General features: G+C 45.9%; 16 protein-coding genes and 1 tRNA gene. 13 read left to right on the top strand and 4 right to left on the bottom strand.

Annotation, left to right across the window (positions count from 1 at the left end; translation table 11 throughout):
• Positions 1 to 78: 78 nt before the first annotated feature.
• From pnuC to argS, 10 genes are all read left to right on the top strand, one after another.
• Complete coding sequence (gene pnuC, locus AABA75_RS13950) at positions 79 to 681, top strand: nicotinamide riboside transporter PnuC (RefSeq protein WP_338293219.1); 603 nt, start codon at positions 79 to 81, stop codon at positions 679 to 681.
• The gene (locus tag AABA75_RS13945; RefSeq protein WP_338293218.1) at positions 678 to 1457 is read left to right on the top strand and encodes a phosphotransferase; all 780 of its coding nucleotides are present in this window, start codon (positions 678 to 680) and stop codon (positions 1455 to 1457) included. Before pnuC ends, AABA75_RS13945 begins: the two co-directional genes overlap by 4 nt.
• Before the next feature lie 5 nt (positions 1458 to 1462).
• Positions 1463 to 2311, top strand: a complete 849-nt coding sequence (locus AABA75_RS13940) for an HDOD domain-containing protein (protein ID WP_338293217.1) — start codon at positions 1463 to 1465, stop codon at positions 2309 to 2311.
• 105 nt (positions 2312 to 2416) lie between these two features.
• Positions 2417 to 2493 (top strand) — tRNA-Trp (locus tag AABA75_RS13935).
• Positions 2494 to 2566: 73 nt separating this feature from the next.
• Positions 2567 to 3181, top strand: a complete 615-nt coding sequence (locus AABA75_RS13930) for a hypothetical protein (protein WP_338293216.1) — start codon at positions 2567 to 2569, stop codon at positions 3179 to 3181.
• 4 nt (positions 3182 to 3185) lie between these two features.
• Positions 3186 to 3650 carry a ribosomal protein S18-alanine N-acetyltransferase gene (gene rimI, locus AABA75_RS13925; RefSeq protein WP_338293215.1) on the top strand — a complete coding sequence of 155 codons (465 nt, stop codon included), beginning with the start codon at positions 3186 to 3188 and terminating at the stop codon, positions 3648 to 3650.
• Positions 3651 to 3767: 117 nt separating this feature from the next.
• A complete protein-coding gene (locus tag AABA75_RS13920) occupies positions 3768 to 4631 on the top strand; it encodes a hypothetical protein (protein WP_338293214.1) in 864 nt (287 codons plus the stop codon).
• Between the two features lie 50 nt (positions 4632 to 4681).
• Entirely contained in the window at positions 4682 to 4924 is a 243-nt protein-coding gene (locus AABA75_RS13915) for a hypothetical protein (protein ID WP_338293213.1), read from the top strand.
• Between the two features lie 242 nt (positions 4925 to 5166).
• The gene (prfC, locus tag AABA75_RS13910; RefSeq protein WP_338293211.1) at positions 5167 to 6744 is read left to right on the top strand and encodes a peptide chain release factor 3; all 1578 of its coding nucleotides are present in this window, start codon (positions 5167 to 5169) and stop codon (positions 6742 to 6744) included.
• A 15-nt stretch (positions 6745 to 6759) separates the two neighbouring features.
• Positions 6760 to 8496: an arginine--tRNA ligase gene (gene argS / locus AABA75_RS13905; protein WP_338293210.1), complete on the top strand. Its 1737-nt coding sequence runs from the start codon at positions 6760 to 6762 to the stop codon at positions 8494 to 8496.
• A 59-nt stretch (positions 8497 to 8555) separates the two neighbouring features.
• On the opposite strand, the gene AABA75_RS13900 is transcribed toward argS, so the two are convergent.
• Entirely contained in the window at positions 8556 to 9443 is an 888-nt protein-coding gene (locus tag AABA75_RS13900; protein WP_338293209.1) for a LysR family transcriptional regulator, read from the bottom strand.
• Positions 9444 to 9544: 101 nt separating this feature from the next.
• Between AABA75_RS13900 and AABA75_RS13895 the strand changes: the two genes are divergently transcribed.
• A complete protein-coding gene (locus AABA75_RS13895; protein WP_338293208.1) occupies positions 9545 to 10168 on the top strand; it encodes a class I SAM-dependent methyltransferase in 624 nt (207 codons plus the stop codon).
• A 91-nt stretch (positions 10169 to 10259) separates the two neighbouring features.
• Here the strand turns inward: AABA75_RS13895 and AABA75_RS13890 are convergent, their stop codons facing one another.
• The 3 genes from AABA75_RS13890 to ygfZ all read right to left on the bottom strand — a co-directional run bounded on the left by AABA75_RS13890 (position 10260) and on the right by ygfZ (position 15141).
• Entirely contained in the window at positions 10260 to 13595 is a 3336-nt protein-coding gene (locus tag AABA75_RS13890; RefSeq protein WP_425325580.1) for an amidohydrolase family protein, read from the bottom strand.
• A gap of 123 nt (positions 13596 to 13718) precedes the next feature.
• Entirely contained in the window at positions 13719 to 14204 is a 486-nt protein-coding gene (locus AABA75_RS13885; protein WP_338293207.1) for an FKBP-type peptidyl-prolyl cis-trans isomerase, read from the bottom strand.
• A gap of 22 nt (positions 14205 to 14226) precedes the next feature.
• Positions 14227 to 15141, bottom strand: coding sequence for a tRNA-modifying protein YgfZ (ygfZ, locus tag AABA75_RS13880; protein WP_338293206.1), 915 nt, complete (start codon positions 15139 to 15141; stop codon positions 14227 to 14229).
• A 126-nt stretch (positions 15142 to 15267) separates the two neighbouring features.
• Here ygfZ and AABA75_RS13875 point away from each other — a divergent pair, with 126 nt between their 5' ends.
• Entirely contained in the window at positions 15268 to 15522 is a 255-nt protein-coding gene (locus AABA75_RS13875) for a succinate dehydrogenase assembly factor 2 (protein ID WP_338293205.1), read from the top strand.
• Positions 15509 to 15937: a protein YgfX gene (locus AABA75_RS13870; protein ID WP_338293204.1), complete on the top strand. Its 429-nt coding sequence runs from the start codon at positions 15509 to 15511 to the stop codon at positions 15935 to 15937. The genes AABA75_RS13875 and AABA75_RS13870 overlap by 14 nt, the downstream gene beginning before the upstream one ends.

Below are 15937 nucleotides of genomic sequence, written 5' to 3'. Positions count from 1 at the left end.
AATTGGAGCGACAGCTCTAGTGTTGTGGGCTCAGATTGCTGGTGTGTTAAATGCTGTCCGGGACCGACAACTAACCTGATGCTCATTTCATTTGCCACACACCCATTAACTGAATTTCTGGCGATATGTAGTTTCCTGCTTTATGTTCTACTCAGCGCGAAAGGCAATATCTGGTGCTGGGCGGCGGGGTTCCTAACGGCATTTTTATATACATTTGTTTTTATCGGCGCCCATTTACCCGGGCAGGTAGCGCTCAATATCGTGTACATGATGATGTCTATTTGGGGATGGTCGGTTTGGTTGGAAAATAGCAAACCCGATGGCATAAGCATATTCACCTTTGGTGATGTTCGAAAGCACATCGTGTTCACAACTGGAATCATGATATTAGCAACAGGGATCAGTTTGTTGATGCCATCCTATTTCACAAGTGCGCAACCCGTATTTGAAGCCAGTGTCATTGGGTTAAGTGTTTATGCCACCATCCTCACGGTTTTTCGCAAGATAGAGAGTTGGCTGTTTTGGATGGTGATCAATCTCGCCAGTTTCATACTTTTCTTTGAAGAGAACTTATTACAAACATCAGTGATGTATGGTGGTTTAGTGCTGATCTCTGCTTGGGGCTTTTATAATTGGCGAAAACTTCGCCGGGTAGAAAAGCTGCAAAGTATTAAACAATGATTTCCCCCGATTTAGAGCGGTTTCTACATTTTGTTTTTCAGTCTCAGTCATTCACGCTTACGCCTTTTGAAAGCGGCGGTACCAATCGTCATTACCGTGTACAAGCTGATAAAACCTATTTTTTAAAGGTTTTTCAAACTAATGCTCTCCAGGTAGTTTCCCGTGATTTGCAGTACAGTTTGCAACTTCAGATAGCACAACTCGGTTTGGCGGCTAAGCCTGTTGCTCTGTCTGAATGCAAAAGATTCTGGTTGGAACTATGGCTTGATGGAGACTGTCAGCATGGTCATATAAACCACGCAAAACTTCTTACTTTGGCACATGCCATGGCGGCAATTCACAGTTTGCCAATTCAGGCTAAAGCGTTAGATCTTCAAGCTGAATGGCTGCGCTATTTAGACCTTGCCGATATGGACATAGCCTTATTTCAGCATCAAATGGATACGCTGTTAAAGCTTTATCAGTCCTCAAATGACAGCTGTTTTTGTCATAATGATTTGCATCTGTCTCATATTATAAGAGGGCAGCATTTAATAATTCTGGATTGGGAGTATGCGGCAACGGGGAATCGTTACTTTGACCTTGCAGGGTGTATTCAGGTAAACCAATTAAATGCCGGGCAAAGCAAAATATTTTTAGAGGCATACTCGCAATATTCTCAGCGGGATAGTGAGGTCGTTGAGCGATTCACGATGGCTATGATCCAGGTTGTAGATTTTACCTCGCAGTTATGGCATAACGCCTATAATAAAGTACAAGAACAGATTAAGAGCTGACGCTTATGGGTATTACAATTACGGCACAAGAAAAGGCAATTCTGCAAAAAGTAGCGATTCCTCCCCGTCCTGAAGCCTTGATTAAAATTGGTGAAGAAGCAAAAAAGCCCGAACCCGATGTTTCTGTTATTGCCAGTACGATTTCCGCTGATGTCGGCATCTCTGCCGCAGTGTTACAGGTGGTCAACTCTCCGGTTTTTCGCCGCTCCAAGGAGATTCAATCTATCCAGCAAGCCGTGATGACGTTGGGCTTAAAACGCCTATTACCACTGGTTAAATCGGTGGCGCTAAAAACCTCCATGGGCAGCGCTGAACAATTAGCAGACTTTTGGGATACCGCTTCAAAAATTGCTAATGCCGCTTCAATTAGTGCTGACTTGTTGAATAAAACGGCGCTGAAAGATCACGCCTACATGTTGGGGTTGTTCCATAATGCCGGTATTCCGGTGATGATTATGGAATACGATGATTACCGAGATATCATTGCTATGGCAGAAGAGGGCGGTTGGCAATCGGTGGCCGACGAAGAGCGCACACGCTACGGCACTTCCTATACCACCATGAGTGCTGTGCTGGCACAAAAGTGGAAGTTACCCGCGGTGATGGTAGAAACTATTTATTATCAGCAAGATGTTGAAGGACTCTATACCTCCGGAGAGCTGTCTGCAACGGGCCTGGATTTAATGAGTATCCTGAAATTGGCGCGCCACGGTGTGCACTATGAGAAAACTAACTCAGCTGCAGATACAGAATGGGAAGCGGTGGAAGATGCTGTTTTGGAGCGTTTTGATTTAACCGATGCCGACATGGAAACGCTGCGAGAACAGCTAGTGGAGAAAATGTCTGAACAATAAGTCAGCGAACGATTAAGGTTGTGCAATAAAAGCCTTTACCTTTGTAAATCTCTCAGTATAATGCCGCGTCCAGTGTTAGCACACTTTCTGTGTTCTAACTACGACAGGGGTGTAGTTCCAATTGGTAGAACAGCGGTCTCCAAAACCGATGGTTGGGGGTTCGAGTCCCTCCACCCCTGCCACTTTTCTTCGGACTCGATACATTATTCCAAGTCTCTCAATGACAAGCCAGTCGTATTTGGGTACATTTGAACTATGAGTCAAGCTAATACAATTACTCAATCCGAATATCAAAAAGCCATTTTGGTTGAAATGGGCATTTCCTGCTGGCAAATGGCAGATACTTCTCTGTTAGACGATGAAGTAGCCCAGGCTTTGGCTATCGAAGAGAAGGTGGCAGAAGAGAAGGTGGCAGAAGAGAAGGTGGCAGAAGAGAAGGTGGCAGAAGAGGAGCTTCATTCTCAATCTGCGTCAAGCAGCGAAACTCAATCTGCAAGTGGTTCCGGAAAAAGCGTGTTGCAGCAGCTGTCTGCTCAGTTGGGAGATAAAAAAGAAGCTACACCAGCAGAGCCTGCTTCCAGTGAATCTGCCGCTAGTGAACCCGCTATCGAAGAAGTGGAAGCGATTCAGGAAGTGGATGAATTGTTGCTTGAACAATTGCAAGGCGGGCTGGCACAAGACATTGCCTTATTTTTGCAAAGCATTGGTCGTAGCTTTGTGACCAAACCAATCTCGGGAAAGGTAAAATATCCTTTTGTCCTGTCGGATAATAACGAGCTTAAGGATTCTACTTCCCATTACTTTTCTTCCCAAAGCTTGAATCAGCCACAAGTTAAAAAACGGCTTTGGCAATTGCTACAGCAAAGTTAACTGCATGGCGTTGCCGGATAACCTTCAGTTTCAACCGATAGAGCCTGACAACTACGATGGGGCGTTTAAATTACAAACCGCCTGTCATGCCTTTCCCTGGTCCCGCAAGGTCTTTGCCGATTGTTTGACTAAACCCTATTTTGCCTGGCAAATCATTGATCAGCACCAGCAAGTGTTGGGCTATTATGTGGGCTTGTTGGCATCGGTGGAAGCTACCTTAATGGATATCGGTGTGGCTCGTGATGCGCGAGGGCAAGGACTGGGACGAGAGCTACTCAAACACTTTTTGCTGCAATGCAATCAGCGCCAGGCGTTGGATGCCTGGTTGGAAGTGCGGGTGTCTAATAATACCGCCATAACACTTTACCTGGATATGGGGTTTGAAATCATCGAAACCCGGAAAAACTACTATCCACTTGCCGATGGTAAAGAAGATGCATTGATCATGAGATTAGAGTTGGGAAAATAACCGTACTCCCAGTATTAGAACCAATAGCTAACTTTTTCGGGTCTCAATATTTACCCTATATATTTTTTTGGTAAAATACTTACCGCTTTAAAAGCTAATTTAATAAGGAAATTACTAATGAACTTTAAAATTAACATTCTTTTGTTTTTTACTCTTTTTTGGTTTGTACTCTCTCCAAAAGAGGCAAATGCCAGTTCTGCATTTGTGCAATGTGATACTTGTGGTTCTAATTCTGCGTATTCAAATGTGGCAAATTATGAAGGTGGGAAGCTTATTCCTGATGTTAATGGCTCCGCGGAAGTCTTTGTTTCCAACGGCTTCGGAACAATTAAAAAATTCCGAGTTGCTAAGATTGCAGGGGAGCCTGGATTACCGACAATGCAGACGGTAACTGAAATCGCACCGACAGCAGCCGAGCAAACCATCATAGAGGATCTCTATGCACTTAATGAAGCTATTCGACAGCTTTTACTTGGAGACAGTAAAGATATACCTGCTGATTTAGCGGGTTCAGCTTGGGATATAGCTGGTTCAACATCAACGGCAAACGCAGTCGAAGACCATTGGATGTATAATATTAATATTTTCGATTTAATTGGTGGCGCATTTGGCGTAATGGGGACACTAGCTGATAAGATTGTGAATGCAAATTATGTATTTGAGATGCGTTTCAGTGATGGAAGTTCTGCTACATATAAATTAACTGGACTTAAAGAAAATGGTTTTTTTGATTTGGAGTTAGTTTTAGCAGTAGATGAACAAGGTAATACAATACCATTGAACAAGTCCCAAGCATTAGCTGTTGGTGAGTATCTTATTCAGCAAGAGGCACAATATGAAGCGATGAATAGAGCTATGGTAAGATTTAGCTTGGCTACTTCTGGAGAATCCTTTGGTGCCATAGGTGGAGGTACAATTTCATGTCGTTTTGAGTGCCCTGACTCTGCATCGACCTGCACACTGGTTTGTAAGGCTAAATAAACTATTTCTTTCATTCTTTGTGGTACTCAAACAATAAAGGAGGCATATATATGAACCTTAATGCGACACTTGTAGGACCTATCTTGTTTTTAATAGCGATAGTTGTTGCGTATTTAAACTGTCGTTTTTACACAAATCCGGGTAAAAAAGTTGTAGTTTTTATCGGTACCTTTTTCCTTAGTGCTGCCTTTTTTCCTTTCGCAATAGCTTTATATCTGATTAATCGCTATCGACTTAAAGACTATTCTGAAATGGCGGAAGCGCTTAAATCTCAAGAGTCCAAGTCCCAATGAGTCTTTTTGTTTGAAGCACTTTGTTAAAGTGACGTAGAAATGGAGACGATACGGTCTCCATTTTTATTTTTTAAACCATCGAAACCCGCAAAAACTGCGATCCACTGGCGGGTGGTGAAGAAGACGCCTTGAGCGTCAAATTAGCTGCGGGAAATTGTCTGAATCCCGCTCTTGAACTGGCTTTTTAGGCCAGATTCAGTATACTTCCCGGCCAATTTAACCGTTCGGAATGCTAATCCTAAATGACCTATCAAAAAGAAGTCGATAAACGACGCACTTTTGCCATTATCTCTCACCCGGATGCCGGTAAAACCACTATTACCGAAAAGGTGTTGTTGTTCGGTAACGCGCTGCAAACAGCGGGTACCGTGAAAGGTAAAAAATCAGGTCAGCATGCCAAATCCGACTGGATGGAAATGGAAAAAGAACGGGGCATCTCGGTTACCACTTCAGTTATGCAGTTTCCCTACGGCGACAACCTGGTGAACCTGTTGGATACACCGGGACACGAAGACTTTTCTGAAGATACCTACCGAACGCTAACGGCAGTAGACTCCTGTTTGATGGTAATTGACTCAGCCAAAGGTGTTGAGGCCAGAACTATTAAACTGATGGAAGTGACGCGCTTGCGTACCACGCCTATCATCACCTTTATGAACAAGCTGGACCGCGATATTCGCGACCCGTTAGAGCTCTTAGATGAGGTGGAAGACGTTCTGAACATTAAGTGTGCGCCCATCACCTGGCCGATTGGCATGGGTAAAGAGTTTAAGGGGGTTTATCACCTTCTGCGGGACGAAACCATTTTGTATCAAACCGGTCAAGGCCATACCATCCAGGACAGCAAGGTTATTAAAGGTTTGGATAACCCTGAGCTGGATGAAGCGATTGGCAGTTATGCCGAAGAGTTACGAGAAATGTTGGAGCTGGTGCAAGGTGCCAGCCATGAATTCGACCAGGAAGAGTTTTTGCGCGGTGAGTTAACGCCGGTTTTTTTCGGTACGGCATTGGGCAACTTTGGTGTTGATCACATGTTGGATGGTTTGACCGAGTGGGCGCCTAAGCCACAAGCTCGCCAGACTCATGATCGTGAAGTGTCTTCAGAAGAAAGCAAATTTACCGGTTTTATATTTAAAATTCAGGCCAATATGGATCCGAAACACCGCGACCGCATCGCCTTTTGTCGCATAGTGTCGGGTAAATACGAAAAAGGCATGAAACTGCATCAACCGCGCATTGGCAAAGATGTGCGTATCTCTGATGCCGTTACTTTCCTCGCCGGTGACCGTTCGGTGCTGGAAGAAGCTTACGCCGGTGACATTATCGGTTTGCACAACCATGGCACAATCCAGATTGGTGATACGTTTACTTCAGGCGAAAAGCTGCAATTCACTGGTATCCCTAATTTCGCTCCGGAACTGTTCAAGCGCATTCGTTTGCGGGATCCCCTCAAGCAAAAGCAACTATTGAAAGGTTTGATCCAGTTATCTGAAGAGGGTGCCGTGCAGGTATTCAGACCGCTTATCAATAACGACCTTATCGTGGGTGCGGTAGGTGTATTGCAGTTTGATGTGGTTGTAGCGCGTCTGAAGGCGGAATACAACGTGGATGCCCTGTATGAGCATGTAAATGTAACCACGGCTCGTTGGGTATCGGCCAAAGAACAAAAACACCTGGATGAATTACGTCGTAAATCAGAAGTGAATTTAGCGCTGGATGGCGGTGATAACTTAACTTACATTGCACCTACTATGGTTAATTTGTCCATTACCCAAGAGCGTCACCCAGATGTGACTTTCCACCAAACTCGTGAACACTAAGACTTGAGTGCCAAGATGAATATTCAACAACAACTTTTAGTTCGTTTTAAAGCGGTGTTGGCCGCGATTGGTGCGCCTGAAAATGCACCTGCACCGCTGACCCAAAGCACGCGTGCCGGGTTTGGTCATTACCAGTTTAACGGTGCCATGGCATTAGCCAAAAGCCTAAAACAAAAACCTCGTGATATTGCTCAGGCTATCGTGGATGCCGTGGACCTGAATGGCATGGCGGAAAAGCTGGAAATTGCCGGTCCGGGATTTATCAATATTCACCTGTCTGCCGATTTTATTTCTTCTCGTGTGACCAGCATCAATGCTGAGTCAAACCTGGCGGTGACTCAGCCTCAATCGCAGAAAGTGGTGGTGGATTACTCTTCACCCAACCTGGCCAAAGAAATGCACGTGGGCCATTTGCGCTCCACCATTATTGGTGATGCCGTGGTGCGCGCTCTGGAGTTTTTAGGGCACGATGTTGTGCGTCAAAATCACATGGGGGATTGGGGTACGCAATTCGGCATGTTGCTGGCTCATTTCAGCGATAAGCTGCAAGATAACCAAGTGGCAGAAACGGCATTGTCCGATCTTGAAGACTTCTATCGCGAGGCCAAAGTGCGTTTTGATGAAGAAGAGGGCTTTGCCGATCGCGCGCGTGCCCAAGTGGTTAAACTGCAAAGTGGCGACGAACAGTGCATGACCTTGTGGCACCAGTTTATCGATATCTCTATCGCTCACAGCGAAGAAGTATATCAAAAACTCGGTGTAACGCTAACCCGTGAAGATGTGATGGGTGAAAGTGCCTATAACGATCAACTGGCCGACGTTATTAGTAAAATGAAAGCGCAAGGTTTGGCTGTGGATGATCAAGGAGCGGTTGTCGTATTTATCGAAGAGCTGGCCGACAAAGAAGGCAACCCAGCGGTTTACATCGTGCAAAAATCCGGTGGAGGCTATTTGTATTCTACTACCGATTTGGCGGCGATGCGTTATCGCTCATTTGATCTGGGTGCGGATCGTATTCTTATCTTCACCGATGCACGCCAGGCGCTGCACTTTAAACAAACTGAAATCGTTGGCCGTAAAGCGGGCTTTAGTCGGCCGGAAACCAGCTACGAGCATTGTCCTTTTGGCATGATGTTAGGTCAGGATGGCAAGCCGTTTAAAACCCGTAGCGGTGGCACTATCAAATTAGCCGATTTATTAGATGAAGCCATTGAACGGGCTGAAAAGCTGGTAGCGGAAAGAGATTCTGGTTTAAGCGAGCAAGAGTGCAAAGAGATTGCCGCTAAGATCGGCATCGGCGCGGTTAAATACGCCGATTTAAGCAAAAATCGTACTACTGATTACATATTCAACTGGGATACCATGCTCAGCTTTGAGGGGAATACGGCACCTTATTTACAGTATGCTTATACGCGTATCGTCAGTATTTTCCGCAAGGCGGGCATCGATTTGAACACTATCGATGCTCCAGTAGCGCTACAAGCTGAGCAAGAGATGGCATTAGGTATCAAATTAGGTCAGTTTGTGGAAGCACTGGAGCAAATGGTGTCTGAAGCAACGCCTCATGTGCTTTGTACTTACCTGTACGAATTGGCCAGCTTGTTTATGTCCTTCTATGAAGCTTGCCCAATGTTGAAAGACGATGTGGCTGAAGAACTTAAAATGAGTCGTTTGATGCTGGCTGCGGCTACGGCTAAAACCATCGCTACAGGCCTGGATTTATTGGGCATCCAAACTCTCGATAAGATGTAAGCATCTTTACCTCTGCGCGAAGAGTCAGAGTTAAACCTCTGACTCTTCGGTTTATACTGCTATCCGAATTTCTGCACCAGAAAGTCAAATACAATCTTTATCCTGCGATTCATGCGCAATTCGCGATGAGACACCAGATACATCTCGACGCTAATAGCCTTATCTTCCGGGAAAACCCGGGATACATCCGGATCATGATTTCCCACTTCACTGAGCATGCCACTGATCCCCATGTGTTGCTTCACCAACTGCCAGTTAAGCATGTGATTGGTGGTATAAGTGGAAAAATTGGCCGGACTGAGTTCCAGACCGAAGTATTGCTGTAAAATACTGATGTATTCCTGGTCATCAGCGAAGCCGACAAAATCAGCTTCATTCAATCTGTCTTCATCAAAAAGGGCCTGATGGGTTTTGATATATTGATTGGAAGCGAACAGATTGAAAGACATGTCTTTGAGCTTGCGAATGATTAAATCCGGCTGTTCGGGGCGATAGGCCCGGATAGCGATGTCGGCTTCCCTGCGTTTCAGATCGGAGGAATCATTGCTAACGATGGTATCAATTTTAATGTTTGGGTACAGGTTTTTGAATTCGGCAATGATAACGGGCAGGGTGAACAAGGCTGTCATTTCTGTGGCGCTGATGCGCACGGTTCCTTCAAGTTCTTGATCGTTGCCGGCTGCGGACAAAGACAAATTAGCCGCCGCTTGCGCCATAGGCTTGACTTGCTCGTAAAGTGCCATTCCTGAAGGGGTGAGTTTCAAGCCTTTGCCGACGCGCTCAAATAAAACCACTTTGAGTTCATCTTCAAGTGCTTTTACCTGACGGCTGAGTGTCGGTTGCGACAACGCTAGTGCTTGTGATGCCGCAGAAAGGGAGCCCGTTTGCACGGTCACATAAAACGCACGCGCTTTGTTCCAGTCGAAGTTTATATCTCGCCAATCCATACAAAAATGCATATTAAACTGTTGGTTTTGGCTATTTTAGCCAGAAAATTCGCCTGTTAATATACAAAAATGAAAAGTTTATCGATTACAGGAGCAGTATTGTGCAGGACACCAAACGGTTTTGGAACAACGTCGCAATAAAGTATGCGGCGAAAAGTGTACCTGATGAGGCAGTTTATCAAAAGAAGCTACAACTCACGCAGCAGGTTTTTAATGAGCAGATGAAGGTGCTGGAATTAGGATGTGGTACCGGTAGTACCGCACTAATTCATGCACCCAAAGTGGCCGCATATGTGGGCACGGATATATCCGATAAAATGATTGATATCGCGGACGAGAAACTGGCGCAATCAGAATATAATAACCTGACATTTAAAGTACAAGATATCGCAGATGCACTGCGTGAACATCAAGGAGTAGACGCGGTATTGGCCCACAGCCTGTTGCACTTACTGGCAGAACCGAAAAAAGTGATTCAGGATATATACAACACATTACAACCCGGCGGTTATTTTATTGCCAGTAATGTATGTCTGCAAGGGCCACTGAAATTACTGAAATTAGTACTGCCAATTGGCAAGTTTTTGGGCTTTATGCCCGGCTTAACTTTTTACGGTAAGAAAGACTTAAACAAGTGGCTGCAGCAATCTGGCTTTACCTTGCTTGAGCAGTGGTCACCAGAAAAAAGCCCACACACCAGCTTTATTATTGCTCAAAAGAATTAGGGTAATAGCACCTGAATGATTTTGATGTTTAAAAACAAAAAACCAGCCTTACAGGCTGGTTTTTTAATTATGGCATCATTACTAGTGGCGATTAGTGCACCCAATGATGCTTTTGTTGTTTCGCTTCGATGGCTGCTTTGGTTTCTTCCGGCATAAAGGCCTGGTTGTCATCTTCGAAGAAGAACTTATTGCGTTTGCCTTTTTTGCCAAACTCAGACATGGTGGCGGCATCAAATACCCGGCCATTGATAATGGTGTACTGTACCATTTCACTGAGGCTGATATCGTTTAATACGTCGCCTTCAATCACCACTAAATCGGCCAGCTTGCCAGTTTCGATACTACCAATCTGTTTATCCATACCCAGGTGTTTTGCACCATCAATGGTGGCCCCACGTAGCGCTTCCCAGGCACTAAATCCGCCCTGGTTCATGATCCACATTTCCCAGTGAGCGGCTAAGCCTTCTCTTTGTCCGTGGGCACCAATGTGTACACCAACGCCATTGTCGCGCAGCTCTTTGGCATATTCTGCGATAGTAACGTGATTGTATTGATTATCCGGCGCGGTAGGACGTCTGATAGAACGTTCATCTAACAGGAAGCTCGGTGTGTAGCGCAGTAAGCGCGGGTTTTTCCAGACCTCTGTGCGATCATAGAAGTATTCTTCACCCATCATGCCGCCGTATGACACTACAAATGTGGGGGTATAGCCAAATTTAGTGGCGCTCCACAATTGAGTGAGATCTCCGTATCCCCTTGCAATGGGTAAGGAGTGCTCAAGACCCGTGTGACCATCTACCATCATACTGATGTTTTGCTGGAATTTACCACCACCTTCAGGTACCACCATCATGCCTAGCTCGTGCGCTGCCGCCAGAATTTGCTGACGTTGTGAACGGGCAGGTTGGTTATAGCTTTTCACCGAGATAGCACCCACGTCTTTTAAGCGCTGTAAGTGGAACAGGGCATCTTCGTAATTGTTGACGATAGCCTTGTAACCCAGTGCTTCAGCTCCATAGAGAATTGTTCCGGTGGAGTAGATACGAGGCGCGACAATCTTGCCAGCACGCTGTAATTCAGACGCGGAGAATATCTCTGTGGTATCGTTTGACGGATCGTGAATGGTGGTAACACCAAATGCCAGTAACGAGTACATTTCCCAGTTTTGCTGAGGAATGATTTCTTCACTACCCTGGCTGCCGTGAGCATGGGCGTCGATAAGTCCGGGGATCACCGTTTTGCCTTTCGCGTTAAGCTGCAGAGTATTTCTCGGAATGATAACTTCATCAGCTGCGCCCACGGCAACTATGCGATTGTCCTTAATCAATACCGTGGCATTTTCCAGCACTTCTTTTTGGTTGTCAGCATTGCGCATGGTAACGACTGTGCCGCCCACCAAAGCCACATGACCTTCTGGTTTGTAGGCTTTTTGTGTCATGGACAAGTTGGTTTTAGTTGCCTTTTCTTCGCCGGTAAGCTCCGTCTCGCTTAAGAAAGCAAAAGAGCTATCCAAACTGCGCTCGTAGTACCAAGGGCCATGGAACCAACCCACTGCGCTGCTTTTACCTGTCCAGGACAGATATTCACCCGCTTCTTTGGAGATTTGCTGAACGGGAATGTCGCTGCTTCCGGCATTGATGCTCAGGCGTTTACCAATATCAGCAAAGGCTGCCACATAAGGCTTGTATTGCTGGGTAAAGGCCACCCATTTTTTATCCGGCGATAAACGGTATTCCAGAATGTTGTCCGCGCCGTACAGGTGTTCTTTTTTATCTTCGCCATCCAAATTAACACTCACCAGTTGGCGCTCGGGATAGTCTGTACCGCCCACCGATTGGGTGAAATAAACCCGTTTGTTTTCACCGGCAAAATGAGGGTTGCTGCCTGATTTGCTCACCCGTTTACTGCTGCCATCAGCAAGGTTGTGAACGTAGATACCGGGCTCAACTGACCATTGTGGTGAAAGCAGATATCCCCCGGTGAACTTGCGATAAGTAATGAGTTTATCGTCAGTACTGAAGCTGGGCTCTACGTAATGTCCTGGATATTGGGTAACCACCTTACTGCGACCACCTTTGGCTGGTATCGTTCTGACCGAGCCAAGCTCAAGGTCATGCCAGGTGGTGTACACAATGGTTTTGCCATCGTGTGAGTAGCGGGGATAATACTCGTCGTGTTGGTTTTGCTCGGTCAGCCTTTTCACTTTACCGGAGGCTATATCTTTGACGTACAATTTCCCCAGCGCCTGAAACAAAATAGATTTGCCATCAGGGGATTTTTGCGACCAGCGATGCATTTTGGTATTAAATTCATCCGGAGCGACGTCCACATCAAAGCGGATGCTGTCGGCGTATTTCAGGGTCGCATCTACCGTTACATCGAGGGTTTCGATTGATTTGTCGATGATGTTCAGCTTGTGGAATTTACCAGCAGTCCAGAACATAAGATGCTCACCGTCGGGCAGCCAGTCGTAATAGGCGAAATAACCTTCGGAGCCGAAACCTTCTTGCATATCGCGCTCAAGACCCAGGAATAGTGGGGTTTCACTGCCGTCTCTGGTGTTTTTGATGAACAGGCCGGTTTTATTTTTCACTCGACGTATGAACGCCACATATTTACCACCCGGAGAAGGTTCGGGTACCACAGCACCGCCAGTGCCAGAGATGTAAGTTTCGGTTTCACCTTTTTCCATGTCATAGCGATTAATGGCGAATATGCCTTTCAGCGGATCGCGGTTGTAAGAAAACCCATGGCCGCCAGAGGTACTCTGGGTGTAATACAGATATTTACCATCCGCTGAAAAAGCCGGGTCGGAAATATTGTTTTGCTCTTTATTGCCATGCGGGCGCTTGACCACCTGTAGTCCTTTACCACCTGAATGGTGATACAACCAGATTTCCCCGGCTGGGATACTGCGGGACGACATAATGCCTTTCATCACCGCAATGTATTGTCCATCCGGACTCCAGGCGGGAGAGTGCAATATGTTGGCATCTTCATTGCTGATTTTTTTCAGCTCAGTACCATCGATGTTCATCACCCATAAATTGGATATTCCACCCCGGTCGGAGATAAAGGCGACTTTTTTGCCATCAGGAGAGACACTTGGTTGGATGTTCCAGGCGAAGTCCTGGGTCAGGCTGCTGGCCTGGCCGCCATTGATATCAGCAATGTACAGGTCGCCCAACATGTCAAACACAAAGTGCTTACCGTCGGGGGTGACATCCAGACTAGACCAGGTGACTTCGTTGGTATTGATGGCGGTTTGTTTGAGTTCAAAAGGGGGATTGAGAACATCCCACTCTTTAGTTGTTTCTGTCTCAGTGCCTTCCGTTTTCTCCTGCGCCAATGACGTCATAGGCGCCAGCGCCATACCCATCAGCAAGGGTAAGGTTTTCAGGAGCCGGTTCTTGTTTTTTATTTGCATTTTGTTGTTCCGGTTTTGTTATATAAAACAGGTTAGTGTTCACGGTAGATTGTAGCGTTAATACGCAAAAAGCCGCATTTGGTACAATGCGGCTTTTCATTTTTTTACACTATCAGGTGTGCATTAGTGCTGATGGCCACAACCACCTTCACCGTGCACGTGACCGTGTTCTAGCTCTTCTGCCGTGGCTTCACGCACTGCCACGATCTCTACAGAGAAAGACAGGTCCTGGCCCGCCAGAGGGTGGTTACCATCAATGACCACACCTTCATCAGTTACGTCGATGACGATAACTGATTGTTCACCGTGATCCGTAGTGGCGCGAAACTGCAGTCCGGGCGCAACTTCCATGCCTTCAAACATGCTTTTAGGTACAACTTGTACCAGCTGGTCGTGACGCTCACCGTAAGCTTCGGCAGCAACCACATCCACATCAAATTTATCGCCAGTAGTTTTGCCGATAATCGCTTCTTCCAGGCCTGGGATCAAAAAGCCCATACCGTGAATAAACACCAATGGCTCGCCGTCAAATGAGCTGTCTAATTCGGTTCCATCACTGGTGGATACAAGGTAGTGCATGGTGACTACGTGATTATTTTCTATATTCATTACTGTCCTGTTGGGATTGGAGCTATTCAATTGAATAGGGTAGTGGGTGAATGTTCAGTCGTGAATCGGGCATTGATTTTAGTCTCAGTACGGCATCAGCCTCTAAATCATTCGGTAAAACAGCGAAAATCCAAGTTTCGCCGGTTTGCCCGCTGTTCACTATACTAGCAATTGTCCCGGCGCGGCGCCAATTTTCGCCCAGTTGCATCTCGATATTATCGTCAACCTGAGCTGGCACAGCCAGTTTACCGGACAAGATAAAACCCGCTCGTTTATTCTTGCCTAGGTACTTTGCTCTGGCGACGGTTTCTTGGCCCATATAACAGCCTTTAGTAAAACTAATGGCGTTTAATGCTTGCAGGTTAAGCATTTGCGGAATGTACTCAGCTGAAGCGTGCTCAGCTAAATGGGTAATGCCGGCCTGAATGCCGGCACATTGCCAGGCTTCGATATTGTCGCTGATTTCCACATTTTCCAGTGACTTGCTGCTTACCAGAATAAAGCGCTCGGAATTACCCGGTAGTTTGAACAATTCCGCTTCTGAGGTTTGCGATTTTGCAAAAGCACTTTCAGGTAACTGTAAGTCAGCAAATTCTGTACTCAGCTGCGAAAATGCCTCTTTGCCCAAGCCATAGAGATGCAATTGTTCGCTAACATCTTCGATTTCCAGTTTTGAAAATACCGCAAATTTTTTAAATGCCGCTTCACTGAGTGCCAGGCTTTCAGCCAAGCCAATCAGCAAAAGCGCCTCTTTTTGACGGATCAAATAGAAGGTACTCAGTACCTTACCTTTGGCGTCACATTGGCAGGCCAGTTGCGCATTGTCTTGCTGCAATTGGGCGGTATCATTGGTGATCTGTCCTTGCAGATAAGATTCTGCATCAGGACCCGTAAATTTCAGGATTTTAAAATGACTAAGCGGTGTCAAATGTGCCATAGCTAACAATAATATCCGTCTCGACTTTTTATGATCCCTTTATATTGGGGGTAATGTATTAACATGCAAGCATTTCACTGTTTAAATTGATAGAATCCCGGCAGTTTGAAGACACAGAAGACAAATATGGAATTTGAAAAGAAACGTTTATCCCGCCTGAAATGGGCTTGTCGACGCGGTATGTTAGAGCTTGATGTTTTGTTTATGCCTTTTGTTGACGAGGCTTTTGAACAATTGAGCTACGAAGATAAAGTTTTGTTTGAACGTTTGCTAACCTGTGACGACCCTGACCTGTACGCCTGGTTTATGGGGCATCAATCTTGTGAGGATGCTGAATTGGCCAGAATGGTGCAAATCATCTTAACGCGTGTCAAAGTTTAGAATTGAAGTCGGAGACTCAACGATTCGTCGTTGGGTATTTGGCGTCTTATTCGCCGTATTTATCGCCTCTGTATGGAGTTGGGGCAGAGGCGCATTGCCTTACCAGACGGTTATTCAGCTGGTGCTCAGTGTCGCATTGGCTGTTTACTTTTTCCCTCAGATTGTTGTCCGCCAGCCTCACCAGGTATTGCTGGTTCAGGAAGACGGACTGGTGACTTTTTTACAACCTTCATCTGACGTCCCCTGGCGTATTTCAGAAAAATCCCGGTTCAATGGCTGGTGGCATTGGTTAATAATGACCGAGTCAGTACTCAATACCGAGAAACGCGTCATGTTATTCAAGGACAGTGTTAAAGAGGAAGATTGGCGACACTTGTGCAGAATAGTCAATCTGCGTAACAGGGAGCGTCAATAA

Source organism: Planctobacterium marinum (genome assembly GCF_036322805.1).
Taxonomy (GTDB): Bacteria; Pseudomonadota; Gammaproteobacteria; order Enterobacterales; family Alteromonadaceae; genus Planctobacterium; species Planctobacterium marinum_A.
The sequence above is the reverse complement of the archived record's forward strand: the minus strand, read 5'-3'. Positions and strand labels throughout refer to the sequence as shown.